General features: G+C 64.3%; 18 protein-coding genes, 3 tRNA genes and 1 pseudogene. 8 read left to right on the forward strand and 14 right to left on the reverse strand.

Annotation, left to right across the window (positions count from 1 at the left end; genetic code table 11):
• The first annotated feature begins 24 nt into the window (after positions 1 to 24).
• The 3 genes from DMX12_RS13295 to DMX12_RS13305 all read left to right on the forward strand — a co-directional run bounded on the left by DMX12_RS13295 (position 25) and on the right by DMX12_RS13305 (position 436).
• Positions 25 to 101: transfer RNA gene (locus DMX12_RS13295), tRNA-Asp, on the forward strand.
• Between the two features lie 169 nt (positions 102 to 270).
• Positions 271 to 346: transfer RNA gene (locus tag DMX12_RS13300), tRNA-Val, on the forward strand.
• 13 nt (positions 347 to 359) lie between these two features.
• A tRNA-Asp gene (locus tag DMX12_RS13305) sits at positions 360 to 436 on the forward strand.
• 108 nt (positions 437 to 544) lie between these two features.
• Here DMX12_RS13305 and map read toward each other — a convergent pair.
• Positions 545 to 1,341: pseudogene (gene map, locus DMX12_RS13310) on the reverse strand (type I methionyl aminopeptidase).
• Between the two features lie 259 nt (positions 1,342 to 1,600).
• Here map and DMX12_RS13315 point away from each other — a divergent pair.
• The 3 genes from DMX12_RS13315 to nirD all read left to right on the forward strand — a co-directional run bounded on the left by DMX12_RS13315 (position 1,601) and on the right by nirD (position 8,836).
• Positions 1,601 to 5,626 carry a bifunctional nitrate reductase/sulfite reductase flavoprotein subunit alpha gene (locus DMX12_RS13315; RefSeq protein ID WP_110678014.1) on the forward strand — a complete coding sequence of 1,342 codons (4,026 nt, stop codon included), beginning with the start codon at positions 1,601 to 1,603 and terminating at the stop codon, positions 5,624 to 5,626.
• 295 nt (positions 5,627 to 5,921) lie between these two features.
• Entirely contained in the window at positions 5,922 to 8,474 is a 2,553-nt protein-coding gene (gene nirB, locus DMX12_RS13320; protein WP_110678016.1) for a nitrite reductase large subunit NirB, read from the forward strand.
• Complete coding sequence (gene nirD, locus DMX12_RS13325; RefSeq protein WP_110678018.1) at positions 8,474 to 8,836, forward strand: nitrite reductase small subunit NirD; 363 nt, start codon at positions 8,474 to 8,476, stop codon at positions 8,834 to 8,836. Before nirB ends, nirD begins: the two co-directional genes overlap by 1 nt.
• 127 nt (positions 8,837 to 8,963) lie before the next feature.
• On the opposite strand, the gene DMX12_RS13335 is transcribed toward nirD, so the two are convergent.
• The 4 genes from DMX12_RS13335 to DMX12_RS13355 form a co-directional block, all read right to left on the reverse strand.
• Positions 8,964 to 9,914, reverse strand: coding sequence for a 2-hydroxyacid dehydrogenase (locus tag DMX12_RS13335; RefSeq protein ID WP_110678020.1), 951 nt, complete (start codon positions 9,912 to 9,914; stop codon positions 8,964 to 8,966).
• Positions 9,915 to 9,954: 40 nt separating this feature from the next.
• On the reverse strand, positions 9,955 to 10,713 hold the full coding sequence (locus DMX12_RS13340) for an SDR family oxidoreductase (RefSeq protein ID WP_110678022.1): 759 nt from the start codon (positions 10,711 to 10,713) through the stop codon (positions 9,955 to 9,957).
• Between the two features lie 18 nt (positions 10,714 to 10,731).
• Positions 10,732 to 11,442: a fumarylacetoacetate hydrolase family protein gene (locus DMX12_RS13345; RefSeq protein ID WP_110678024.1), complete on the reverse strand. Its 711-nt coding sequence runs from the start codon at positions 11,440 to 11,442 to the stop codon at positions 10,732 to 10,734.
• A 203-nt stretch (positions 11,443 to 11,645) separates the two neighbouring features.
• Positions 11,646 to 12,986, reverse strand: a complete 1,341-nt coding sequence (locus DMX12_RS13355; protein WP_110678027.1) for an MFS transporter — start codon at positions 12,984 to 12,986, stop codon at positions 11,646 to 11,648.
• 414 nt (positions 12,987 to 13,400) lie between these two features.
• Between DMX12_RS13355 and DMX12_RS13365 the strand changes: the two genes are divergently transcribed.
• Both DMX12_RS13365 and pcaQ read left to right on the forward strand, forming a co-directional pair.
• A complete protein-coding gene (locus DMX12_RS13365) occupies positions 13,401 to 14,330 on the forward strand; it encodes an AraC family transcriptional regulator (protein WP_054905610.1) in 930 nt (309 codons plus the stop codon).
• A gap of 10 nt (positions 14,331 to 14,340) precedes the next feature.
• On the forward strand, positions 14,341 to 15,273 hold the full coding sequence (gene pcaQ / locus DMX12_RS13370; RefSeq protein WP_110678030.1) for a pca operon transcription factor PcaQ: 933 nt from the start codon (positions 14,341 to 14,343) through the stop codon (positions 15,271 to 15,273).
• Here the strand turns inward: pcaQ and DMX12_RS13375 are convergent.
• From DMX12_RS13375 to DMX12_RS13415, 9 genes are all read right to left on the reverse strand, one after another.
• Positions 15,264 to 16,610, reverse strand: coding sequence for a TolC family outer membrane protein (locus tag DMX12_RS13375; protein WP_110678032.1), 1,347 nt, complete (start codon positions 16,608 to 16,610; stop codon positions 15,264 to 15,266). The two genes, pcaQ and DMX12_RS13375, sit on opposite strands and share 10 nt — an antisense overlap.
• A complete protein-coding gene (locus DMX12_RS13380; RefSeq protein ID WP_110678034.1) occupies positions 16,580 to 18,151 on the reverse strand; it encodes a DHA2 family efflux MFS transporter permease subunit in 1,572 nt (523 codons plus the stop codon). Before DMX12_RS13380 ends, DMX12_RS13375 begins: the two co-directional genes overlap by 31 nt.
• The gene (locus DMX12_RS13385) at positions 18,148 to 19,212 is read right to left on the reverse strand and encodes an HlyD family secretion protein (protein ID WP_110678037.1); all 1,065 of its coding nucleotides are present in this window, start codon (positions 19,210 to 19,212) and stop codon (positions 18,148 to 18,150) included. Before DMX12_RS13385 ends, DMX12_RS13380 begins: the two co-directional genes overlap by 4 nt.
• 87 nt (positions 19,213 to 19,299) lie before the next feature.
• On the reverse strand, positions 19,300 to 20,100 hold the full coding sequence (locus DMX12_RS13390; protein WP_110678038.1) for a DUF3050 domain-containing protein: 801 nt from the start codon (positions 20,098 to 20,100) through the stop codon (positions 19,300 to 19,302).
• 41 nt (positions 20,101 to 20,141) lie between these two features.
• Positions 20,142 to 21,113, reverse strand: a complete 972-nt coding sequence (locus DMX12_RS13395) for a fatty acid desaturase (protein ID WP_110678040.1) — start codon at positions 21,111 to 21,113, stop codon at positions 20,142 to 20,144.
• A 10-nt stretch (positions 21,114 to 21,123) separates the two neighbouring features.
• Positions 21,124 to 21,951, reverse strand: a complete 828-nt coding sequence (locus DMX12_RS13400; protein WP_110678042.1) for an SDR family oxidoreductase — start codon at positions 21,949 to 21,951, stop codon at positions 21,124 to 21,126.
• Positions 21,948 to 23,093 (reverse strand): acyl-CoA dehydrogenase family protein, encoded by a 1,146-nt coding sequence (locus DMX12_RS13405; protein ID WP_110678044.1) that lies wholly within the window; start codon positions 23,091 to 23,093, stop codon positions 21,948 to 21,950. Before DMX12_RS13405 ends, DMX12_RS13400 begins: the two co-directional genes overlap by 4 nt.
• Before the next feature lie 4 nt (positions 23,094 to 23,097).
• A complete protein-coding gene (locus DMX12_RS13410; protein ID WP_110678046.1) occupies positions 23,098 to 23,541 on the reverse strand; it encodes a type II toxin-antitoxin system RatA family toxin in 444 nt (147 codons plus the stop codon).
• A gap of 9 nt (positions 23,542 to 23,550) precedes the next feature.
• Positions 23,551 to 24,807 (reverse strand): aspartate aminotransferase family protein, encoded by a 1,257-nt coding sequence (locus tag DMX12_RS13415; RefSeq protein ID WP_110678048.1) that lies wholly within the window; start codon positions 24,805 to 24,807, stop codon positions 23,551 to 23,553.
• Positions 24,808 to 24,810: the final 3 nt, after the last annotated feature.

A 24,810-nucleotide genomic window follows, 5' to 3' on the forward strand; every position in this document is an offset into this window, starting at 1 on the left:
ATCACCCACCACTCGATGTATAGCGCAGCGGTAGTTCAGTCGGTTAGAATACCGGCCTGTCACGCCGGGGGTCGCGGGTTCGAGTCCCGTCCGCTGCGCCATATTCAACTTCCAGGGCCCACTGAACACCCGGAAGTTACAAAGAAAGCGACCTTAGGGTCGCTTTTTTTTGCCTGAAATTTTGTGCCTGATTTAAATGCGCAAAAACTTCGATAAGGGCTTGCCAGAGCGAAAAGTCGCCCGTAGAATGCGCGCCACACCGAGAGACATGGGTGATTAGCTCAGCCGGGAGAGCATCTGCCTTACAAGCAGAGGGTCGGCGGTTCGATCCCGTCATCACCCACCACTCGATGTATAGCGCAGCGGTAGTTCAGTCGGTTAGAATACCGGCCTGTCACGCCGGGGGTCGCGGGTTCGAGTCCCGTCCGCTGCGCCATATTCAACTTCCAGGGCCCACTGAACGCCCGGAAGTTACAAAGAAAGCGACCCTAGGGTCGCTTTTTTTGTGCCTGTATGCTTCAAGAGCCCGCAGAACGCTTCAGTTTCAGCCCCGGCGTTCTTCTTCACGCAACGTCAGCACTTCGAAACCGTCGTCCGTCACCGCCACCGTGTGCTCCCACTGCGCCGACAAGCTGTGGTCGCGGGTAACCACCGTCCAGCCATCTTTCAGTTCGCGCGTGCCGCGCCCACCCTGGTTGATCATCGGTTCGATGGTGAACACCATGCCTGGCTTGAGCTTCATGCCCATGCCGCGCTGGCCCACGTGCAACACCTCCGGTGCTTCATGCATCTGCTGGCCGATACCATGCCCACAGTATTCGCGCACCACGCTGTAGCCCGCGGCCTCGGCATGGGCCTGCACGGCGTGGCCGATGTCACCCAGCGTGGCCCCAGGGCGCACCTGCTCGATGCCTTTCCACAGCGCTGCATAGGTGGTGTCGACCAGGCGGCGGGCCTCGTCGCTGATCGTGCCAATGCAGTACATCTTCGAGGCGTCGGCGATGTAGCCGCCCTGTTCCAGGGTAATGTCGACGTTGACGATCGAGCCTTCCTCAAGCACCTCGTCGGCCCTGGGTATGCCATGGCACACCACATGGTCCACCGACGTATTGAGCGAGTAGGGGAACCCGTACTGGCCCTTGCTCGCAGGCCGGCCTTGAGCGTTTCGACAATGTAGGCTTCGGCGCGGTCGTTGATTTGCAGGGTGGTCACGCCGGGGCGGATGAAGTTGTCGAGGTCAGCGAATACCTGGGCCAGCAACTGGCCGGCCCGGCGCATCAGCTCGAGTTGGGCGGGGGTCTTGAGGATCACCTGGGGCATGGGGAAAGGGCGGTTGCTCATGCTGGAATTTGCCCCAGCATAGCGCCAGCGGGTGTGAAGTTGCCACCGCATGGTGCGCAGGGTGCGCACGGTACGCCAGAGCGCGGGCGTGGTAGAAGCGTCTGCTCCAGCTGGCCCACTAATTGCTGGCTACCTCCCATCCCGGGCCATCAACGTCGACAGCCCGCACATTCTCACGACAAAGGCGCCGTGTTGCCCCCGCTTGCTGCTGCAGGCCGGGGCAGCCGGCGCCTTTTTGCGTTTCCACAGGAGCCCGCCCATGGTCAATAACGAAGTGCGCAGCGTATGCCCGTATTGCGGGGTTGGTTGCGGCATCGTCATGAGCGTTGCCGACGGCAAGGTCGGCAAGATCAGCGGCGACAAGCAGCACCCCAGCAACTACGGCCGGCTGTGCACCAAGGGCCTTACCGCCCACTTGCCGCTGACGGCGGCCGGGCGCATGGAAGACGCCTACCTGCGCCAGCAACGCAACCAGCCGCCAGTGCGCGCCAACATGGACCAGGCAATTGCCGAGAGTGCTAAGCGCCTGCGTGGCATCATCGACCGGCATGGGCCAGACGCCGTAGCGCTCTACGTGTCCGGGCAGATGTCGCTGGAGGCCCAGTACCTGGCCAACAAGCTGGCCAAGGGTTTCATTCGCACCCGCCACATCGAGTCCAATTCGCGCTTGTGCATGGCCAGTGCCGGCAGCGGCTACAAGCTGTCGCTAGGCGCCGACGGCCCGCCTGGCAGCTACGAGGATTTTGAGCACGCCGATGTGTTTCTGGTGATCGGTTCGAACATGGCTGACTGCCACCCGATCCTGTTCTTGCGCCTGCTCGACCGGGTCAAGGCGGGGGCCAAACTGATCGTCGTAGATCCTCGGCGCAGCGCCACGGCCGACAAGGCCGACCTGTTCCTGCAGCTGCGCCCCGGCAGCGACATGGCCTTGCTCAATGGCCTGCTGCACCTGCTGCATCGCAATGGCCACACCCAACCGGACTTCATCGCCCGCCATACCGAAGGCTGGGACGACATGCCCGCCTTGCTCGATGACTACAGCCCCGAACGGGTGGCCGCCATCACCGGGCTGGCCGAGGCCGACATCGTCAAGGCCGCGCAATGGATCGGCAGCGCCGGCAACTGGATGAGCTGCTGGACCATGGGGCTGAACCAGAGCATTCATGGCACCTGGCACAGCAATGCCATCTGCAACCTGCACCTGGCCACCGGTGCCATTTGCCGCCCTGGCAGCGGGCCGTTCTCGTTGACCGGCCAGCCCAATGCCATGGGCGGCCGCGAAATGGGCTACATGGGGCCCGGCTTGCCCGGCCAGCGCTCGGCGCTGGTGGCGGCCGACCGTGCCTTCGTCGAACAGCAGTGGCAACTGCCACCCGGTAGCCTGCGCAGCGAAGCCGGCGAGGGAACGGTGGCCCTGTTCGAGCAACTCAAGGCCGGCGAGGTGAAAGCCTGCTGGATCATCTGCAGCAACCCGGTTGCCAGTGTCGCCAACCGCCAGCAGGTACTCGACGGCTTGCGCCAGGCCGACCTGGTGATCGCCCAGGACGCCTTCCTCGACACCGAAACCAACCGTTACGCCGATATCCTGCTGCCTGCTGCGCTGTGGGCCGAAGGCGAGGGCGTGATGATCAACAGCGAACGCAACCTGACCCTGATGCCCCGCGCTGTCGAGCCGCCCGGGCAAAGCCTGCCGGACTGGCAGATCATCGCCCGCGTGGCCTGCGCGATGGGCTATGGCGAGGCCTTCGATTACCCGAACGCCGAGGCGGTGTATGAGGAAATTCGCCGCTTTCACAACCCGGCCACCGGCTATGACCTGCGTGGCATCAGCTATGCCGACCTGCGTCAGCAACCCCGGCAGTGGCCCAGCGCCCCGGGGCGCGAGCAGCACCGCAGCCCGCTGCGTTACCTGAACGATGGCAGCAGCCAGGCGCTGCTGCTCGATGACGAAGGGCAGCGGCCGGCTATCGCCTTCCCCACGGCCAGTGGCAAGGCACGCTTCTTCGCCCGGCCCTGGTTGCCCGCCGCTGAGTTGCCGGATGACGCCTACCCCCTGGTGCTCAACACCGGCCGCGTGCAGCACCACTGGCACACCCTGACCAAGACCGGCAAGGTACCGGCGCTGAACAAGCTGGAGCCCGGCCCGTTCGTTGAAATCCACCCGGAAGATGCCGCCCGTTTGGGCATTGCCGAGAAAGACCAGGTGGCCGTTCGCTCGCGGCGTGGCCAGGCCGTGCTCCCGGCGCGTATCAGCGACCGGGTCATGCCGGGCAACTGCTTTGCGCCGTTTCACTGGAACGACCTGGTCGGTGAGCAGCTGGCCATCAATGCCGTGACCTGCGATGCGCTCGACCCTCTGTCGTTGCAGCCCGCATTCAAGCACTGCGCCGTGGCCCTGCAGCGGGTTGCCGGCGAGCGTATCGATGCCCTTGAACTGCACACCTCCGTTGCCGAGCCTGCCAGCATGCCTACCGCCACCTTGTCCCGCCTGTTAGGCCTGGACACCTTGCCGGCCCCGGTGCTGGCCGAAGACGAGCGCCACTATCTGCAAGGTTTTCTGCTGGGGCTGGCCCAGGCGCGCGCCGACGCTGTGCCCAGCCTGCCGGCCAGTGCGCCGCTGCCGGCCAGCCGGCGTATGTTCGTTGACGGCTTGCTGGCCGGGCTGTTCGCGACCCCTGCCCAGGCACCGGCCGCGGCGCCAGCCCAGCCGCTGCACCAGGTGGTATGGGCTTCGCAGACCGGCAACTGCGAACTGCTGGCCGAGCGCTGCGCCGAACGCCTGCGCGGCGCAGGCCTGCAGGTGCAGCTCAGTTGCATGCAGGCGACCCGCCCCAGCCAGCTGCGTGGCGCTGCCAGCGTGGTGTTCATCACCAGCACGTTCGGTGATGGCGAGGCCCCCGACAGTGCCGCGAACTTCTGGCAGGCGTTGCAAGGTGAGGAGGGCGGCCACTGCGCCGAGCTACCGTATGCCGTGCTGGCCTTGGGCGACTCCAGTTATGAGCAGTTCTGTGGTTTTGGCCGCAAGCTGGACCAGCGGCTGGCCGAGCTGGGCGGCCGGCGCCTGCTGCAACGGGTGGACTGCGAGCCCGACTTCGACGAAGTGTTTGCCGGCTGGCTGGAGGCACTGCTGCCAAGCCTGGGCAGCACCGCCGCGGCACAGCCGGCCGGCGCAGCGGCACCCGTGGCGGCTTACACCAAGCAGCGGCCCTGGGCGGCCACCCTGCTGGAAAACCGGCTGCTCAACGGCCCCGGTGCCAGCAAGGAAACCCGCCAGTTGGTCTTCGACCTCAGTGGCAGCGGTTTCACCTACGCCGCCGGCGACGCCCTGGGGGTATGGCCACGCAATTGTCCGGCGCTGGTCGCAGAACTGCTGGCGCTGATGCAACTCGACGGCCAGGCGCTGGTGGAATTGAAGGGCCAGCCAGCCATGCCGCTGGCCGAAGCCCTGCAGGCACACCTGGAAATCGCCAAGGTCACCCCACAGCAACTGCAGGTGTTCGCCGCTAATGCCCCCGACCTGCAGCGCCTGCTGCAGCCTGAGTGCAAGGCCGAACTGCAAGCGTGGTTGTGGGGCCGGCAACTGGTCGATGTGTTGCGCGCCTTCCCGCAGCAACTGCCACTGGCCAGTTGGCTCGCGTTGCTCAAGCCGTTGCAGCCACGGCTGTACTCGATCAGTTCCAGCCCACTGGCGCACCCGCAACAGGTGCACCTGACCGTTTCCACGGTGCGCTACGGTGATCGCAACGGTGTGTGCTCCAGCTTCCTGGCCGACCGGGCACAGGCGTTGAAGGTGGCGATCTTCCCGCAGGTGTCGAAGCACTTCCGCCTGCCTGAGGACGATGGTGTGCCGTTGATCATGGTCGGCCCTGGTACTGGCATTGCGCCGTTTCGGGCGTTCCTTGAAGAGCGCGAAGCGCGCGGCGCCAGCGGGCCGAACTGGCTGTTCTTCGGCGAGCAGCACGCTGCGAGCGACTTTTATTACCAGGCGCAATTGCAGGCCTGGCAAGCCACGGGGCACCTGCGGCTGGACACGGCGTTCTCGCGTGACCAGGCGCAAAAGATCTACGTGCAGACGCGCATGCTCGAGCACGGTGCGCAGCTGTGGCAATGGTTGCAGGCCGGGGCGTACTTCTATGTCTGCGGTGATGCCCAGCGCATGGCCAGGGATGTGGATGCGGCCTTGCGGGCGATTGTCGCCGAGCATGGCGGCATGGATGCGGCGGCGGCTGATGCCTACGTCGACGGCCTGAACCAGGCCCGGCGCTACCGGCGTGACGTGTACTGATGTGCACCGCGATGGGCTGCAGTGCACTGGGAATGTGCGCAGCCGGTGCCGGGTGGCGGGCGAGCGAGCCCGCTGCTGCAAAGGCCTGGAACGCTGTGCAGGCCCGTGCAGGCGCGGGTTTGCGCGTAACGTGTCCACCCCCGGCAACGGGCTTGGCACACTCCCTGCTTAGCCCATGTAACAACAAAGCCCACTGATCAACGGCGATCAACCGGGCCCCCTACCGTGATGAATACAGGCAAAGGCGCCTGGAGCTTCGGCTCCAGGCGCTTTTTTTTTGATCGAGGATCGGCTTATGAAGGCAACAGCGAGCAGCGGGCAACGAGAGCGACTGGTCATCGTCGGCAACGGCATGGTCGGCCACCACTGTGTCGAACAACTGGTCAGCCGCGGCGCCCTGCAGCAGTTCGAGGTACGGGTGTTCGGCGAGGAGCGCCAGCGCGCCTACGACCGAGTGCACCTGTCCGAGTACTTTGGCGGTAGCTGTGCCGAAACCCTGGCCCTGTGCGAGCACGACTTCTACACCACCAGCGGTGTGCACCTGCACCTTGGCGAAGCGGTCCTGCAGATCGATCGCGAGCGGGGCGAGGTGGTTACCGCGCAAGGCCGCTACGGCTACGACCAACTGGTCCTGGCGACCGGTTCCTACCCCTTTGTGCCGCCGATCGAGGGCTCCAGCGGTGATGCCCGCCTGGTCTACCGTACCCTCGACGACCTCGATGGCATTCGCGCTGCCGCCGCCAGCGCCCGCCGTGGCGTGGTGGTGGGGGGTGGCCTACTGGGGCTGGAAGCGGCCAACGCCCTCAAGTCGCTCGGCCTGGAAGCCCACGTGGTGGAGTTCGCGCCACGGCTGATGCCGGTGCAACTGGATGGCGAGGGCGGCGCAGCGCTCAAGGCACAGATCGAAGCGCTGGGCGTGGGGGTGCACCTGTCGCGTGCCACCCAGTCGATCAGCCAGGGCGACGCTTACCGCTACCGCATGAACTTCGACGGTGGAGAATACCTGGAAACCGACCTGATCGTGTTCTCCGCTGGCATTCGCCCACAAGATGCCCTTGGCCGTGCCTGCGGCCTGGACGTCGCCCCACGCGGCGGGGTGGTGATCGACGAGCACTGCCGCAGCAGTGACCCGCGCATCTTCGCCATCGGTGAATGCGCATCGTGGAACGGCAGCGTGTTCGGCCTGGTGGCTCCCGGCTACAGCATGGCGCGCAACCTGGCGGCATTGCTCTGCGGCGAGGCGCCGGTGCCGTTCAGCGGTGCCGACATGTCGACCAAGCTCAAGCTGCTGGGGGTGGACGTCGGTTCGATCGGTGATGCCCACGGTGCTACGCCCGGTGCACGCAGCTACCGCTTCATCGACGAAGCCAACAGCGCCTACCGGCGGCTGGTAGTGGATGCCAGCGGCAAGCATGTGCTGGGTGCGGTGCTGGTTGGCGACAACAGCTATTACGACACCTTGCTGCAGTATGCCCAGAACGGTATTGCCCTGCCGGCCGACCCCGCCGCGCTGATCCTGCCGCAAGGCGGCGCAGCACCAGCGCTGGGGGCCGACGCCTTGCCCGACAGCGCCACCATCTGCTCCTGCCATAACGTCAGCAAGGGTGCAGTCTGTGCCGCCATCGACAGCGGCTGCAGCGACCTGGCTGCGGTCAAGGGCTGCACCAAGGCGGCAACCGGCTGTGGCGGCTGCGCGGCCTTGCTCAAGCAAGTCTTCGAGCATGAACTGACGGCCCGCGGTGTAGCGGTGGACAAAAGCCTGTGCGAGCACTTCGCCTACACCCGGCAAGAGCTGTACGGCATGGTGCGGGTGGAGGGCATCCGCACCTTCAGCGAATTGCTCGCACGTCACGGCAAGGGCCACACCGGCTGTGACATCTGCAAGCCGGCGGTGGGCAACATCCTTGCCTCCTGCTGGAACCAGCCGATCATGGACCCGGCGCTGGTGCCGCTGCAGGACACCAACGACACCTTCATGGCCAATATGCAGAAAAACGGCACCTACTCGGTGGTGCCGCGTATTCCGGGGGGTGAAATCACCCCGGACAAACTCATCGTGATTGGCCAGGTGGCCAAGAAGTACGACCTGTACACCAAGATCACCGGCGGCCAGCGCATCGACCTGTTCGGCGCCCAGCTGCACGAATTGCCGCTCATCTGGGGGGAGTTGATCGAGGCCGGTTTCGAAACAGGCCATGCCTACGGCAAATCGACCCGTACGGTGAAGTCGTGCGTGGGCAGTACCTGGTGCCGCTACGGCGTGCAGGACAGCGTGGCCATGGCCCTGCGCCTGGAAGACCGCTACAAGGGCCTGCGCAGCCCGCACAAGCTCAAGTTCGCCGTGTCTGGCTGCACCCGCGAATGTGCCGAGGCGCAGAGCAAGGACATTGGTGTGATCGCCACCGACAAGGGCTGGAACCTGTACGTGTGCGGTAACGGCGGCATGCGCCCGCGGCATGCTGAACTGTTTGCCACCGACCTGGACGACGAAACCCTGGTACGCCTGATCGACCGCGTGCTGATGTTCTATATCCGCACCGCCGACAAGCTGCAGCGCACTTCGGTGTGGCGTGAAAACCTCGAGGGCGGGCTGGACTACCTGAAACAGGTGGTCATCGACGACAGCCTGGGCCTGGCCAGCGAACTGGAAGCGCAGATGCAGCATGTGGTCGACCAGTATCAGTGCGAATGGGCCAACGCCCTGAACGACCCTGAGAAGCTCAAGCGCTTCCGGACCTTTGTCAACGACCAGCGCGCCGACCCGGACGTGCACTTCGTGCGTGAACGCGAACAACGCCGGCCTGCCGCGCCGCTGCACCTGATCCCCACTGTCGAGGAGGCTGTCTGATGATGCTGTCCAATGCTGCTGTGAACGAACGCGAGAACTGGCAGGCCGTGTGCCGGGCGCAAGATCTGGTGGCCGACTCCGGTGTGGTGGTGTGGCTCGACGGTGCCCAGGTGGCGCTGTTCTATCTACCTGGCCAAGCCCAGGCGCTGTACGCGGTGGATAACCGCGACCCACGCTCCGGGGCCAACATCATCGGCCGCGGCTTGGTGGGGAGCGTGCAGGGTGAGCTGGTGGTGGCGGCGCCTTTGTACAAGCAGCATTTCAGCCTGCACACCGGGGAATGCCTGGAGGACAGCGGGCAGCGCTTGCGGGTATGGCCGGTGCGGTTGAAGGGTGACGCGGTGGAACTGGCTGTGGCCTGATTCTCGTGCATTGCCAGTGCCGGCCCTTTCGCGGGCTTGCCCGCTCCTACAGGTACAGCGCAGCCCTCAAGCCCTGCGATGACTCTGTGGGAGCGGGCGAGCCCGCGAAGAGGCCGGCACTAGTGCCTCAGAACACCAGCCCCTGCGGCGTGCGGCCGGCAAACACATCTACCAGGCTGGCCACCACCATCTCGCCCATGCGCGTGCGGGTCTGCACGGTGGCACTGGCCCGGTGCGGCTGCAGTACCACGTCCTCACGCTCGAACAACGCCTCGGGCGCTCGCGGCTCATCGGCAAACACATCCAGCGCCGCGCCGGCGATCTCGCCAGCCTGTAATGCCGCGATCAAGGCCGGTTCGTCCACCAGCTTGCCGCGCGCGATGTTGATCAGGTAACCCTCGCTGCCCAAGGCCCGCAGCACGTCGCGATCGATCAGCGCCTCACCCTTGTCGGCCGCCGCTGCAAGGATCAGTGCGTCGCTGTGCTTGGCCAACTGCAGCAGGTCGGCCTCGAACCCGTATGGCACATCCAGCGCCTGCAAGTCGGTGTAGCGAATCGGGCAACCGAACGCGGCTGCCCGCTGCGCCACCGCGCGGCCGACCCGGCCCATGCCAACAATGCCCACGCGCATGCCCGACACCTGACGGGCCAGTGGCAACGGTGCCAGCGGCGTGGCACTGGTGGCCCAATGGCCGGCGCGCACGAAACGGTCACCGGTGCAGATGCCCCGGCACACACCGATCAGCAGGCCGATGGCGAGGTCGGCAACGTCCTCGGTGAGGGCACCGATGGTCGCTGTCACCTGGATGCCGCGGTCGCGGGCGTAGGCCAGGTCGACCGCGTCGGTGCCGACACCATTGACCGCGATCACTTCCAGGTTGGGCAGGCGCGCCATCAGTGCCTGGCTGATACCTGTGTGGCCACCGGTGATCACGCCGCGGATATTGTCGGCATGCTGGCTGACATAGGCGTCCTTGTCGGCCTGTTCGTAGTAGCGATGTACGGTGAACAACTGTTCAAGGCGCTCACGGATCTGCGGGATGAGGATCGGGCTAAGTTGCAGGACTTCGGGTTTCATCGGTCACTCCATCAGGAACAGGGTTCATCAAAAGCAAGGTTCAGCCACGGCCAACGAATGGCATGTTGCTGGCCATCACGGTCATGTTCAGCACGTTGGCGTCCAGCGGCAGCGCAGCGATGTAGCGCACCGCGTCGGCCACGTGGCGCACGTTTAGCATTGGCTCGGCGGCGATCTCGCCATTGGCCTGGCGCACACCCCGGGTCATGCGCTCGGACAGCTCGGTCAGGGCGTTGCCGATGTCTACCTGGCTGCAGACGATGTTGTAAGGCCGGCCGTCCAGCGCCAGTGCCTTGGTCAGGCCCAGCACCGCATGCTTGCTGGCGGTGTAGGGCGCGGTGAACGGGCGTGGGGTATGCGCCGATATCGAGCCGTTGTTGATGATCCGCCCGCCTTGCGGCTGCTGGCGGCGCATCAGGCCGAAGGCCGCGCGGGCACACAGGAACACCCCATCGACGTTGGTAGCGATGACGTTGCGCCAGTTTTCCAGCGGCAGCTCGTCGACCGGTACGGCCGGGGCATTGATGCCGGCATTGTTGAAGATCACGTCGAGGCGCCCATGTTCCTCCTCGACGGTGGCAAACAGCTGCGCGACGCTCTGTTCATCTCGCACGTCAGTGGCTACCGCCATGGCTTCACCGCCCGCAGCCTGCGCCTGTTCGACGACCGCTTGCAGCGGTTCGAGACGGCGCCCGGCGAGGACCAGGCTGAAGCCATCCTCCAGCAGGGCGAGGGCGACGGCGCGGCCGATGCCGCTGCCGGCGCCGGTGACCAGAGCGATTTTCCTGTTCTGCTTCATTTCGTCACTCCAGGGGAATCAGGCAGCGTTGGCGGCTTGCCCGGCAGGGCGGGGGCCGACGTGCAAGTGCAGTTCGCCGATACCGTCGATGCCGGCGTGGAGGGTGTCGCCCGGGTTCAGCGCCGCCACCCCGGGCGGGCTGCCGGTCATGATCAGGTCACCCGGGCGGAGCGGCAGCTGGCGGGACAGCCGGCTGATGACTTCGGCCAACGTCCAGGTCTGCTGGCTGAGGTGGGCACGCTGGCGCTCCTGGCCATTGACCAGCAGCCACAGCGTCGCATTCAGCGGCCAGGCGCACTCGCTGGCGGGCACGATGGCAGTCATGGGGGCCGAGGCCTCGAACACTTTGGCCGCCTCCCAGGGGAGGCCTTCGGCCTTGGCCTTGCGCTGGTGATCGCGCCGGGTCATGTCCAGGCCGGCGGCAAAGCCGAACACGTGTTCCAGGGCATGCTCCGGGGCGATGTCGGCACCGCCCTTGGCGATGGCTGCGACCAGCTCGATTTCGTGGCAAAACTCGTCGGTCTGCGGCGGGAAGGGCAGCTCGCCCGCTGCCTCGACCACATTGCTCGCTGGTTTCATGAAGAACACCGGCTCCTGTGGCGCCGGCCCGTAGGTTTCCGGCCATGGGTAGTTGCGGCCCAGGCAGAACACCCGGCCGACCGGAAAGCGCACATCGCTGCCGCGGATCGGCAGGCTGACGATGGCCGGCGGGTTGAACAGGTAAGTCATGGGTCAATCCTCCTTGCTGGGGTGGCCAGCGTATGTCACGGGCTGGCCGCTAAAGTTGGACGAAAGCGGGGTTGGGTTGGACTATCCAGGCAACCTGTACCGGCCCTATCGCCGGCAAGCCGGCGCCCACAGGTCCAGGCAACTGCGCAGGCCTTGTGGGCGCTGGCTTGCCAGCGATGAGGCCAGCACAGGCCGTGGGAATCTCAAGCTGCAGTCTTGAGCTCGATGCGGTACAGCTTCCCCAGCAGCAGCGAATACGAAAGCGTCCCCATCAACGCCACCGCGCCAATGAACCAGAACGCCATGGCGAATGAACCGCTGGCCTGCACGATCGCGCCAATCACGATGGGCGTAACGATGCCGCCAATGTTAGCGGCCAGGCTGGTAATCCCGCCGGTCAGGCCGATCAACTCCTTGGGCGCCACTTCCGACACCGCCGCCCATGACGACGAAGCGATACCCTGGGCAAAGAACGCCAGGGTCAGGACGGCGATGCACAGCACGTTGGAGTCGGTGAAGTTCACCAGCACGATCGACATGCCCAGCATCGAGCCCACCACCAGCGGCAGCTTGCGGGCAAACGACAGCGAGTAGCCCTTGCGGATCAGCAGGTCGGAGACGATGCCCGCCAACAGGATGCCGACCGTGGCGCCAATGAACGGCATGACCGCGAAAATGCCGACCTTGATCAAGGTCAGCTGGCGCTCTTCGATCAGGTAGGTCGGGAACCAGGTCAGGAAGAAATACAGCGCCGAGGTGCTGGCGAACTTGCCCAGGCAGATCGCCCACACCTGGCGGTAGCGGAACAGCTCGGCGACCTGGCGCCAGTCGAAACGGGTGCGTTGCTGGCTGCTTTTGACCAAGCCGCCGCCGTTCTCTATGTAGGCCAGTTCTTCCTTGCTGACCTTCTTGCAGTTCAACGGGTCGCGGTACAGGAACAGCCACAGCACGCCAAACACGATGCCGACCAGGCCCGTGCTGTAGAACACATGGCGCCAGTCGTAGGTGGTCGCCAGCCACAGCAGGGCGCCAGTGAACAGCGCCGTGCCCAGGTACTGGCCGCACACGTAGATGCTGCTGGCCATGCCGCGCTCGCGGGCGGGGAACCACACGGTGACGGCGCGGCTGTTGGCCGGGAAGGCCGGGGCCTCCATGGCACCGACCGCCAGGCGCAGGCCGAACAGTGAGGCAAAGCCACTGGCCAGGCCCTGGGCCACGGTCACTGCCGACCAGCTGATCAGCGACACGCCGTAGGTCAGGCGCGAGCCGAAGCGGTCGGCGATAAAGCCTGCCGGCACCAAGGCCAGGGCGTAGGTCCAGGCGAAGGCGGAGAAAATCAGGCCCATCTCGACCTTGTCCAGGCCAAGGTCCTTGGCCATGAACGGCGCGGCGATGGAAATGTTCACCCGGTCGACGTAGTTGATGATGGTCGCCACCAGCAGCAGCGACAGCATGAACCAGCGGCGGCGGGTGGGCAGGCGCTGGGCAGGGGCCGCGTCCAGCGCGTACGACGACGCGGCGCGGGGGGTAGGCGTGCTCGACATGAGTCGACCTCGTTTGTTGTTGTTGGTAGAGGTTGGGCTGCAGTCCCTTTACTAAGGTGGTCGTACAACGTCTTGAATGCAACGGCGGTTTTAGATCGTTTTTTTCACGGGAGGCGAGGGAAGACTGCACTGTCCAAAAAATCGAGAGGTAGGGTTTTGACCGGTTTTTCTGCTGGGTGTCGCATTTCTAGCGGGCTGTGGACGTTCAGGGTTGCGCAGGTTTTTGCAGACAGGTTTAATTTGATGAGTTTGGACATCGTACAACTTGCGTTGCCTGTTCCGGCCGCTTCGCGGGCACGCCCGCTCCCACAGGTGCAGCGCAGCCTTCAAGCCCTGTGATGATGCTGTGGGAGCGGGCGTGCCCGCGAAGCGGCCGGAACAGGCAGCGCCATTCTGGAACCTGGAGTAAGCCCAATGCCCCCAAAGCGCGAGGTCCCGACCTACGTCATGCAGCAGCGCAGCGAGCTGATGGACTTCTACATCCGCGACCAGCGCGGCCGCCCCGCCGAGACAGCGCCGCATCGCCACGAGTACTTCCAGATCCAGGTCAACCTGGGCGGCGACACGGTGCAACACATCGGTAGCGTGCAGCGCCCCTTCAGGCGCAACACCCTGGCTTTCATCCTGCCGCACCGGGTGCATGTGATCCCGCACCCGGCCAACAGTGACTTCGTGGTGATCAACTTCTCCCAGACCTTCCTGCTGCCCCACTTGGCCTGTGACCCGATGGACCTGGAAGAGGTGTCGATCCTGCAGGCGCCAGAGCTGTCCCCCTTCCGCTTTCAGGAGCACCTCGACTTTTGCCTGGGCGAGGCCGACTTTGCCGAGTTACGCCAAGTCCTCGACCGCATGCGTGTACTGGATGCCAACCGCCGCTTCGGCACCCGCGAAATCCTCAAGGGCCTGTTGCTGCAACTGATCGGCCAGGTCTGTGGCCTGTATGCCGAGCCGCTGCGCGAACTGGCCGAGAGCAATGCCGCACAGCTCAGCCGCCGCGCTGCGCTGGGCCGCATGAGCGAATACCTGCGCAGGCATATCGACGACCCCGACCTCAACCTGCAGAAGGTCGCCGCCGCCACCTACCTGTCGCCCACCTACTTGACCCACTGGCTGCGCAAGGAAATCGGCAAGACCTTCAGTGAGCTGGTGCTGGAGCGGCGCATGCACGCCGCACGCAACTACCTGCTCAACGGCAGCCGCCCGGTGGGCGAGGTGGCACGGCTGTGCGGCTTTGCCGACGAAGCCTACTTTTCCCGACGTTTCCGCCAGATCCACGGCCTGCCACCCGGGCAGTTCCGCCGCCAGCAGCGCGACCCGGATACGCCACAGGCGGCGATGCGGTAAGCTTGCCGGCATGAACCTCGACACCCGCATCAAGTACCGCCACCTGCTGTGCTTTCTGGAGATTGCCCGGCAGGGCAGCCTGGCCAGGGCTGCCAACGTGCTCGCCATCAGTCAGCCGGCGATCTCCAAGACCCTCAAGGAGCTCGAAGACCTGCTGGAAACGCGGCTGTTCGCGCGCAGCCGCCAAGGGGTCGAGCTGACGCCGGCCGGTACGCGCTTCATGCGCTATGCCGGGCCCAGCGTGCAAGCCCTGCGCGATGGCGTCAGCAGCCTGCGCGGCGAGGCACGGGCGCCGTCGCAGGTCCGCATCGGCGTGCTGTCCACGGTCGAGGGCCTGCTCATGCCCGAAGTGCTGTGCCGCCTGCATCAGCGTCATGAAGCGCTGGTGATCAGGGTGGTGACCGGGGTCAGCGCACAGCTGCTTGGCCAACTGCACCTGGGGGAACTGGAGCTGGTGGTCGGGCGCATGACCGACAGCCCGCAAATCCAGGGTTTGTCGTTCGAGCACCTGTACAGCGAGTCGATGAGCCTGGTGGTACGCCCAGGTCACCCACTGCTGACCGGCACACCCGTTGAGCGCGGCCAGGTAGGGCGTTACCCCTTGGTCTTGCCGCCTGCGGGTACCACCATCCGCCAGCATGCCGACAGCCTGTTCGTGCAATGCGGCATCCAGCTGCCGGCGCAGCGCCTGGAAACGCTGTCCCTGGCGTTGAGCCGGCGCTACCTGCTGAGCAGTGACGGCGTATGGGTGGCGCCGCGCGATGCCGTGCTGCTCGACCTGCGCCGTGGCGAGCTGGTCGAGCTTGACCTGGGTGTGCGTGAACCCGGTGGCTCGGTGGGCATTTGTCGCAATGCTGCCCTGCCGCAAAGCCTGCCGGGGCAGTGGGTGTGTGAAGTGCTGCGCGAAGTGGCCGGGCAGTACCGCGAGGGCGTTTACCCCTGAGCCTGCGCTGTCAGCAGGGCGCTCAGCGCCTTGAGGTTGTCGTCATTGAGGCTGCCACTGGCTGCCATCAGGCGTAGCTGCGCCTGCAGGATGGCATAGCGTTGCCGTGCCAATTGCAGGCGGGTGCGGGTCAGCTGCTGTTCGGCCTCGAGCACATCGTTGCTTATCCGGGCGCCCGCCTCGAAGGCATGTGCGGTCATGCGCAGGTCACTCTGGCTGGAGCGCAGAGCCTGTTGCAGGGCTTGGTACTGGGTGATGCCGCCGGTCAGGTTCAAGTAGGCCTGGCGGGCCATGAACTCGGCCTCGCGGCGTGCATCTTCCAGCTCGTTCCGAGCGGCACCTTGCAAGGCATGGGCTTCGCGGGTGCGGCTCTGGGTGGCGCCCCCGGAATACAACGGTACGCTGAGCTGCACGCCAACCACGGTTTGTGTGTATTTCTCCTCGGGCACTGTCACGTCGTACAGGCTGCCACCGACCGAGGCAAAGCGGCCATGCGCGGCCACCAGGTCGAGGGTGGGCAGGTGGCCGGCCTTTTGCTTTTCCACTTCCTGTTCGGCAATCAGTTGGCGGACCTCGGCGGCCTGCACCTTCAGATTATGCTGGCGGGCCTGGTCCGCCCAGGCAGCCAGCCGTGCCGGTTGCGGGCCGCTGAACGCGACTTGTTCATCGAGCCTGGCCAGGGCACCCGGCGTGCTCCCGGTCAGCCGGCCAAGAGCCTGCTGACTGAGGCGCAAGGTATTGTCGGCGGCAATCTGCTCGGCCTGTGCCATGTCGTAGCGGGCCTGGACGCGCTGTACCTCGCTCGGGGTTCCTGAGCCCTCACGGCGAAAGCGCTGCGCCTTGTCCAGTTGCCGGCCGAGGGTTCGAACCTGCTGGCGGGTGGTAGCCAATTGGTCCTCGGACAGCAACAGTTCGAAGTAGGCGTCGGCGACGCGCAGCATCAAGTCCTGGCGCGCTGCGAGCAGGTCGATTTCGCCAGCCGTGGCCTGGGCCTTGCCCTGCTCATGGCCGATCACGTTCTGCCAGCGCAGCAGCGGCTGGATCAACACCAGCGCATAGGCATTGGTGTTGTCGCGGTTGCGCCTGAGCGCACCGCTGTGTTCGCGGTCGACCCAGGCTGCGCCGCTTTCAAACGACAGATGCGGCAATAACGTTGCCAACCCTTGCTCAGCCTTCTGCGCTGCGGCCAGCTGGCGCTGTTCGGCTGCGGCATAGGCCATGTCATGCCCCAGGGCCTGCTGGTAGGCTTGGTATAGATCACGCGCCTGGGCCGGGCTGGCGCAAACCAGCGTCAGCACAAGCAAGGCTAGACGGATGGGGGTGCATTGTCCGAACACGTCGCGGACTCCTTTGCAAGTGAGGGCTTGGGTTGGCGGGAATTGCGCATCAGTAGCACCATCGGCACGCCGATCAGCATCACGGCGCCGAGCAGTCCGAAAAGCATGCTGAAGCCGAGCATCTGCGCCTGCTCCCGGGCTTGGATGAAGGCCAGTAGAGCATTGGCCTGATCGGGGCTGGTCAGGTCGGTGGATAGCCGCCGTGGGTCAAGGCTGGCCAGGTCCCAGCCGCTGGCGACCAGTCGGTTTTCGTCGACGTGTTCGGACAACTGGCGGTAGCGGGCCCAGGAGAAACGCGTTAGCAAGGTTGCGGCAATAGCGATGCCGACGCTGCCACCCAGCTGACGCATCAGGTTCAGTACGCCGGAGCCCACGGAAATGAGCTGCCCCGGCAACTGGCGCATGGCCAGGTTGGTCAATGGGACGAAGATCATGCCCAGGCCGAAGCCGCGAATGATCAGCGGCCAGTAGAGGGTGTCGGGATTGCTTTGCAGGGTGAATTGCGTATGCAGGTACATGGCGTAGCCGTACACCAGGATGCCCAAGCATATGAAGTAGCGCTCATCAATACGGTTTTCCTGCGATAGCTTGCCGATTACCAGAGTGCTGACCGCGCTGGCCAGGGCCCCGGGGAAGATGACAAGGCCGCTTTGGTAGGCGCTCTGTTCGAGTAGCGTCTGCAGCAGCAGGGGCACCATGAACAAGGTGCTGTACAGGCCGAAGCCAACGCAAAAGGCGCAGACCGACCCCAGCAGGAATTCACGGTTGTTGAACAGTGCCAGGTTGACGATGGGATTGGCCACGCGTCGCTCCCAATAGCAGAAGCCCAGCAAGCCCAGCAACGCCAGGGCCATGCACAGCAGGCTCAGGTTCGACTCCAGCCAGTCCCAGTGCTCGCCGCGCTCTAGCAGGATCTGCAAGCTGCCCACACCCACGGCAAGCAGCACGAACCCCAGGTAATCGATGCTGTGCGGGCGTTTCTCGTTGGCCGAGTCGCCCACGCACAGCCACGCCAGCAGTAAAGCCAACGCCCCGATCGGCAGGTTGATCAGAAAAATCCAGTGCCAGGAAAATTCATCGATCAAGTATCCCCCAACCGACGGGCCCAGCGTGGGCCCCATCATTACCCCGACACCGTACAAGGCCATGCCGGAGCTGACTTTTTCCTTTGGGAACACGTCGTAGATGATCGCCTGCGAAATGCCCAGCAGGCCGCCCCCGGCCAAGCCCTGGATCACCCGCCAGAAAACCATCTGCCACAGCTCCTGGGATAGCGCGCAACCCAGTGAAGCCACTACGAAAAGCGCCGACGAAACCAGGTAGTAGCGGCGCCGGCCAAACCAGGCGGACAGCCAGCCACTGGCCGGCAGGATGACCACGTTGGCGACGATGTAACCGGTCGAGACCCAGGAAATCTCGTCGACCGACGCCCCAAAGCTGCCCATCAGGCTGGGAATGGCGACGTTGACGATCGTCACGTCGAGCAACTCCATCATCGAGATCAGGGTGACCGTCACGGCCACCAGCCACGGGGACCTCATAGGGCTTGCCCGCTGTTGCGGGTATCGACCTCGACGAACACGCTCATGCCTTGGCCAAGCGCCTGCTGCAGGGTGGCGGGCAACTCGCGGAACTCGATGCGCGCCTGTACCCGCTGCACCACCTTGGTAAAGTTACCGGAGGCGTTTTCCTGTGGCAGCAGCGAGAAGCGCGCGCCCGTTGCCGGTACCAGGCTGTGCACCACGCCGGCGAACTGCTGCCCTGGGAAGGCATCGATGCTGATGCGCGCCGGCTGACCGACACGTACCCTGCCGATCTGGGTTTCCTTGAAGTTGGCCACTACCCACAGGTGCTCGGTACTGACCAGACTCAGCAGCTTCTGGCCGGCCACTACGAACTGCCCGGGTTGCACATCCTTGTGAACGATCACTCCCCCTTGGGGTGAGGCATGCCGGGTGTCCTGCAGTTCGATGCGGGCCAGGGCCAACGCCGCTTCGGCGGTCTTGATTCGGTACGCTTCAACTTTCAGTGCAGCCTGATTGGCCAAGGTGCCCTCACGGGCCGCCTTGGCGTTGTCGCGGGCCGCCTGCAACTGATGGCTCAGCGCAGCGAAGCGAGTCTGTGCCGCTTCCAACTCCTGGGTACTGACCACGCCTTGGTCGGCCAGACGCTGTGCCCGCTGGTAGTCGCTGCGGGCTTGGCCAGCGCTGGCCGCCAACTGACCGATGGTCGCCTGTGCTGCCTGGCTACGGGCTGCCGCGCCGCGGACCTGGCTGTCCACCAGGCCAGGCATGCCACCTTGACCAGTCGCCATAAGCGCGCCCAGGTAATTGGCTTGAGCCTGTTCAACACGCTGCTGGTATTCGTCGTCACGTACTTGGAAGAGCAGGTCACCTTCGTTCACCCGCGTGTTCTCATGCACCGGTACCTGCACTACGACGCCACTCAGCCGGGCCCGGATGGGTATGATCACACCGTCCACTTCGGCGTTATCTGTACTGACGTACTGCCTCGCGTACTGCCAGCGTTGCAGCCCCAGCACGGCCAGACCTGCAATGACCAGTATCGATACTGCCAACTTGGCGGACTTGCCTTTCGTCATGTCACACGCTCTCGTCCTTGTCGTTATGGGCCATCGGCCCTTGCTTGTGGCTTTTGTCGCAGGTGCGCACAGGCAGGGCCGTGATGCTCAGCTGGCGGCAGCCACGCAGGTGGCCTGTAGGGTCGCGCTCCCACGCTGCTGCAACTGCTCCAGTACCCCATCCCAAAGTACTGTGCGAGCGACCAGCGCGTCGGCGGCGCTTTTCGCAAGTGTCTGCCGTTGCGCCGGTTCGCTGACGATTTCGGCAATGATGCGTTTGGCTGCAGGGCCGTGATCATCGCCGTCCATCTCGATGTGACGTTTGAGGTAGTAGGTGAACATTGGCACGCTGGCTTCATTGATGGCCCAACGTTGCAGAAGACCGCCGAACATGTCGGGGATGATGTCTTCGCGGCCGAAGAAAAAGTACGCCAGTACCTGTTCGGTGGAACCATGCAGGGCGACATCCAGCGTCTTGCTGACGAACACTTTGGCCGGCAGTGGGATATCGACCATAGTCAGCGCCTGGGCCAGCGGTACACCGGCTTGCAGCAGCGCCTGGAACTGGCGAAATGGGCCGGTGTCTGCACCAATCTCGTCCATGGCGCTGAGGTAGAGATCGAGGTGGCTGATAAAACCACCCTCAGGGTGCTCGTCAGTTTCCTCGCCGGTGACTATTTCGTTGATCAGCCGGGCGGCAATGATATGCCGCGGTGGCAACCACGGTAGGCTGACGCAAGTCAGGTCGCGCTGGATGCGCTTGAGCAGCGTCATGAAGTCCCACACGGCAAAGACGTGGTTCTCCATCAACAGGCGCACGTCATCCAAGGTGCTTATGCGGGTGAACAGAGGGTGTGCCAGGAGGGTGCGGCGTTCGTTTGCAATCAGTTCATCTACGTCGAAAGACATACTCTTTTCCTTGAGTGTGAAATTGGCTCGGGGGGCGTTGATCACTGCCCGTGATTGCCTCGCGGTGGCATTGCCTGCCAGGCGCCGGCGTACGGAAAACGTGCCTTGCAGTAGCGCAAAGCGCCGAAGAAATGCGGTTCCAGCAGTGCCTGGCGGCCTTCGTACCAGCCGCTGGCGACCAGTTGCCGATGCAGGCGTGGCAGGCGCCAGCACGGCACCCGCGGGTACAGGTGATGCTCCAGGTGGTAATTTGAGCCCAAGTGCAGCCAGGTGCTCAGCCGAGCAGTGCGCGAGCGCGCCACCGGCATGACGACGCTGGCTTCGAAAGCATGCTCCTGATAGGCGTTCAGGGCCGAAATCAGCAGGGCCAACAGCAGGCACCCGGCAATGGCCGGCAACAGCAACGGCCACTTTGCGGCCAGCAGCAGCCACAGGGTAGGCCACAACACTTGGCAGGCCAGATTGGCCCTGGCCAGCAAGCGGATCTGCCGATCTGGTAACGGTAGAGTGCCACTGACGTTGGCGCGGGGTAGGGCCAGGCGCACAGTTTGCAGCAGGTACCAAGCAGTGGCGTGCAGGCGCGATACCAGCAGCCGGCTCAGGGCCAAGCGGTAGCGCCGCAGCAAACGCCAGTCGGGGTCTTTGGGGCTACCGTTGTAGCGATGGTGCTGCCAATGGTCGACGAAGTAGCCAGTCACACAAAACCCCGCGAGCATCGAACTCAACAGCACCGCCAGCAGGCAGCTGTTGAGGCGGTTGTCGCTGAGGTTGAAGTGGAAACCTTCATGGCCGAGGATGCCTTGCAGGAAGAGGCCGTACGCCGCCAGCAGCAGTAGCGGTATAGCCAGCGGCCATGCCTGCGGGGCCAGCTCGAGGGTGGCCACCAGCAGCCCCAAGGGGGCGGCAAACAACAGCAGCGCATAGCCGACCACCAAGGCGGTTTCCAGCGGCGACGTCGTCAGCAAGTCGCGGGCCGGGCGTAGCGTGGGTTTGTCCAGTGCCAGTTGCGTCATCGGCCTATTCTCAGTCGATTAGCTCGGGCTTGAGGGTCAACTGCCCGGCCTTGCTCAGGCTGCGCAGGCGCATGCCGATGAAGGCATCGACCAGGCTCGGCAGCCAGCGCGCGGTATACATGGCCAAGCTGCCTAGGAGCGTCAGGCCGCGGTTACGCAGCCCATCCTGGGTGCAGGCACGCACCAGACCATCGCTAGCGTCGTCGAGTTTTTCTTCCAGCGACAGCAGGACGCGCTCGCCGCGCTTGAAGCTGACCAGGCGCTTGACTGACAGGCCGACCCGTTCGGCCGGGTCGTGGATGGCGGTGTCGATAAAACCGGGGAATACCGTAACCACGTCCAGTTGCCCTGGGTACTGCATGCGAAGCACATCTGAATAGGCGCTAATGGCTCGCTTGCTAGTGGCATAGGCGGCCACATAAGGTGCGTTAACCAGGGCAAACAGCGACGACACGTTGACCACCTTGCCGCACTTGCGCAGCAGTGCCGGCAACAACCGTGAGGTCAGATGCCAGGGTGCCAGCAAATTGACTTCTAGCGCGCGCCGCACGTCTTCGTTGACCCCCGATTCGCCGCGTTCCAGTGTCAGCACCCCAGCGTTGTTGACCAGGATATCGATGTCGCCGAACCGTTCGAGGATCGAGTCGGCGGTTTCGTCCAGGCGTTCGCGGTCGCACAGGTCGAGGAGGTAGTAGGCATCGAAATTCAGTGCCGTGTCGGGTTCGAGTCGGTCGATGCCGATCACGGTTGCCCCTTGGCGCTTGAGCTTGCGCGCTGTTTCCAGGCCCAGGCCGCGGGCGGCGCCGGTAATAACGACGATCTTGTTTAGCAGTTTCACAGGGGGGCTCCATTGGCAATGCTGAAGGTGGCGCCTTGCAGATAGTGGTCAAGGTTGGCGGTCATGCTGAAGCGGCCGGGTGGGTGAAATTGCAGGCCGCGAGTACTTGCCAGCCAGTCGCAGCCCAAGTTCGAGCGAATGAAGGCTAGGCCGCCGAGCATCTGGTGGGCCAGGTCGGAGGCGCTGGCCAGTTGCTGCTCGATGCCGTACCGCGTCAGCAACAGGCGCGCCAGCAAGTCATCGGCGTTGCCTTGCGAGTGATCGACCTCGTGGGCCAGACCCTCCAGCGCACTCAGGCACAACTGCAGCTGGCAGGCCAGTTGTACCCGTTGATGGTCGCTCCAGCGGCGTTCGTCGATGGCCCATTCCACCAGCCCCATGCAAGCACCCAGGTAGCTGGCACTGATCAGCAGCTCGAACCAGATGAAACCGATCGTCTGTACGTCGCCCAATTGCGATTTCAGCCCGGCAGAGAAGATCATCTTGTTGCTCACATAAACATCTTCCAGCCGCAATTCCAGGCTCTGCGCTGCGGCCAAGGCAGTATTGGCCCAAAACGGGTGATGGCTGATACCGGGGGCGGTGGCAGGGATAAGGGCGATCATCAGTTCGTCACCGTGTTCGGTGGCGCGGCTGTAGCTTGCGGTCAGCAGGTCCATCGAGCGACTCAGGCTGCACGGTTGCTTGCTGCCGCTCAGGCGTACGCCATCGGCCAATTGTACGGCCTCCATGCCGGCATCCAGGATGCCGCCGCCGGGTACGCCTTCAGCGAAGCCAGAGGCCAGCAACAGGCGTTGCTGTGCAATCGCTGACAACAGCAGGCCTTCCGTACCTGCACTTTTAGTGGCAACGGTTACCAGGCTGGCCACGGAAAACTGGTGCATGGTGCTGGCCACTGCCAGCGAAGGCGACAGGGCGCCCAGGGCCAGCTGCACCTGCAATGCTTCACGGGCGGTGGCGCCCAGGCCGCCCCCAGATTGGGGCACCAGCAAGGCTACCGGCCCGGTGTGTTTGAACCAGTCCACTACTGGACTATCCGCGGCCTCGCGCTGTTCGAACGGCAGCTCGGTCAGCAGCTTGGCAAAGTCCGGGGCAAAGCGATGCAGGGTTTCCCGGGCGTTGTGCAGGAGTGACAGAGGCATGACATCAATCCTTGATCTGGCTGTTCGGGAACAGGCCATGGATGATGGCGCTGATGTTGTCGCGGATCGCCTGACGGGCCACCGGGTCGAGCATGTCGGCGAGCATCGGCAGACCCAGATCGAAACAGGAGTTGAAGGCGATGCTGGCGCCCTCGGCGGTTTCGCTGACTTGCCATGAGCCGGAAAAGTGGTCGATGTCGCCCGCTGTCTGGCGGAAATGGATATGCAGGTTGGCTGGGTCGAAGACGTCACGTTCCTGCCATTTGAGGATGCCGCTGTGGAAATTCACTTCCCAGTTGCTCAAAACCTCGTGCTCATGGACCGTTTCGATCTCGATGTTGCGCACCGACTTACATAACTGTGGATAGATGCTGAAGTTGCTGATGGCGGCGTACACCTGCTCGGCACTCTGGCTGGGAACATGGGCATTCAGGCTGACTTCTTTCATTTCGTTGTCCTATTCAAAGGTACGGGCAAGGGCGCGGGCGAAACCGCCGAGTAGCCATTCAACGTCGCTATCGCTATACAGGGCGGGCGGAGTGAGGCGGATAACCCGATGAGCGTTGAGCGAGTGGTTGACCACAATGCGTTGGTCGATCAGGTGCATGACCATATTTGCCGCCAACCCGGCATCGGTGAACTCCACGCCTATCAAAAGCCCGGCGCTGCGCAACTGGACTTCGGCGCCCCGCGGGTGTTGCCCGAGAATGTCCGCCAGACCCAGTTGCAGGCGTTCGCCCAGGGCGGCTGCACGTGGCACCACCTGTTCAAGTTGCATCACTTGCAAGGTCGCCATCACTGCCGCCATAGCCAACGGGTTGGCGCCGAAGGTGGTGGTGTGCATCAGCGGGTTGCGGTTGAGCGGGGCCTGCATGTCGGCCGTGCAGACCATGGCGCTAACCGGCACGCAGCCCCCAGACAGGCTTTTGCCGACAAGCAGGATGTCCGGGGTAACGCTTTCGTGATCGCAGGCCCACCAGCGCCCGGTGCGGCCCAAGCCGGACTGAATTTCATCGGCGATCAGCACCGCGCCGTACTGGTCGCACAGCCGACGCACCTGTTGCAGGTAGCCTGCGGCAGGCACGATCACCCCGGCTTCGGCCTGCACAGGCTCGAGAATCACGCAGGCGCGCTCGGGCTGGGCCTGCAACTGCTTACGCAGCGCTTCGATATCTCCAAATGGCACGAAGTGGCTGTGGCCCAAGCGGTCGTCGAATGGTGAGCGATATAGCTCGCGCCCGGTTACTGCAAGCGCCCCAAGGGTCTTGCCGTGGTAACCACCATGGGTCGAGATAACTTGCTTACAGCCGTTCAACCAGGCCAGCTTGAGGGCGGCCTCAGTGGCTTCGGTCCCGGAGTTGCAGAAGTAAACGTACTGCAGCGGTGCAGGGCAAACTGCAGCCAGGGCTGCAGCGGCCTGGGCCTGGAACGGGTTGAGCAGCAGCTTGCTAGCCATCGGGTGGCTGTGCAACTGGCGGCTGACTGGTTCGACCACGCGCGGGTGTGCATGGCCGAGTAGGAATACGCCATAGCCTCCGGCATCAAGGTAGCGATTGCCGTCCATGTCGAAGAGGTAGGCGCCTTCGCCGGCCACTTCTACAGGCAGGTTCATCATTGCTGCCAGACGGGCATAGCCAGCGTTGACATGGTCACGGTACTGCGCGCGCACACGCTCGCCATTGAGCCCTTCAGGCAGGGCGGTGAAGCTGTTCATCGT

Source organism: Pseudomonas sp. MB-090624 (genome assembly GCF_003205245.1).
Classification (GTDB): domain Bacteria; phylum Pseudomonadota; class Gammaproteobacteria; order Pseudomonadales; family Pseudomonadaceae; genus Aquipseudomonas; species Aquipseudomonas juntendi.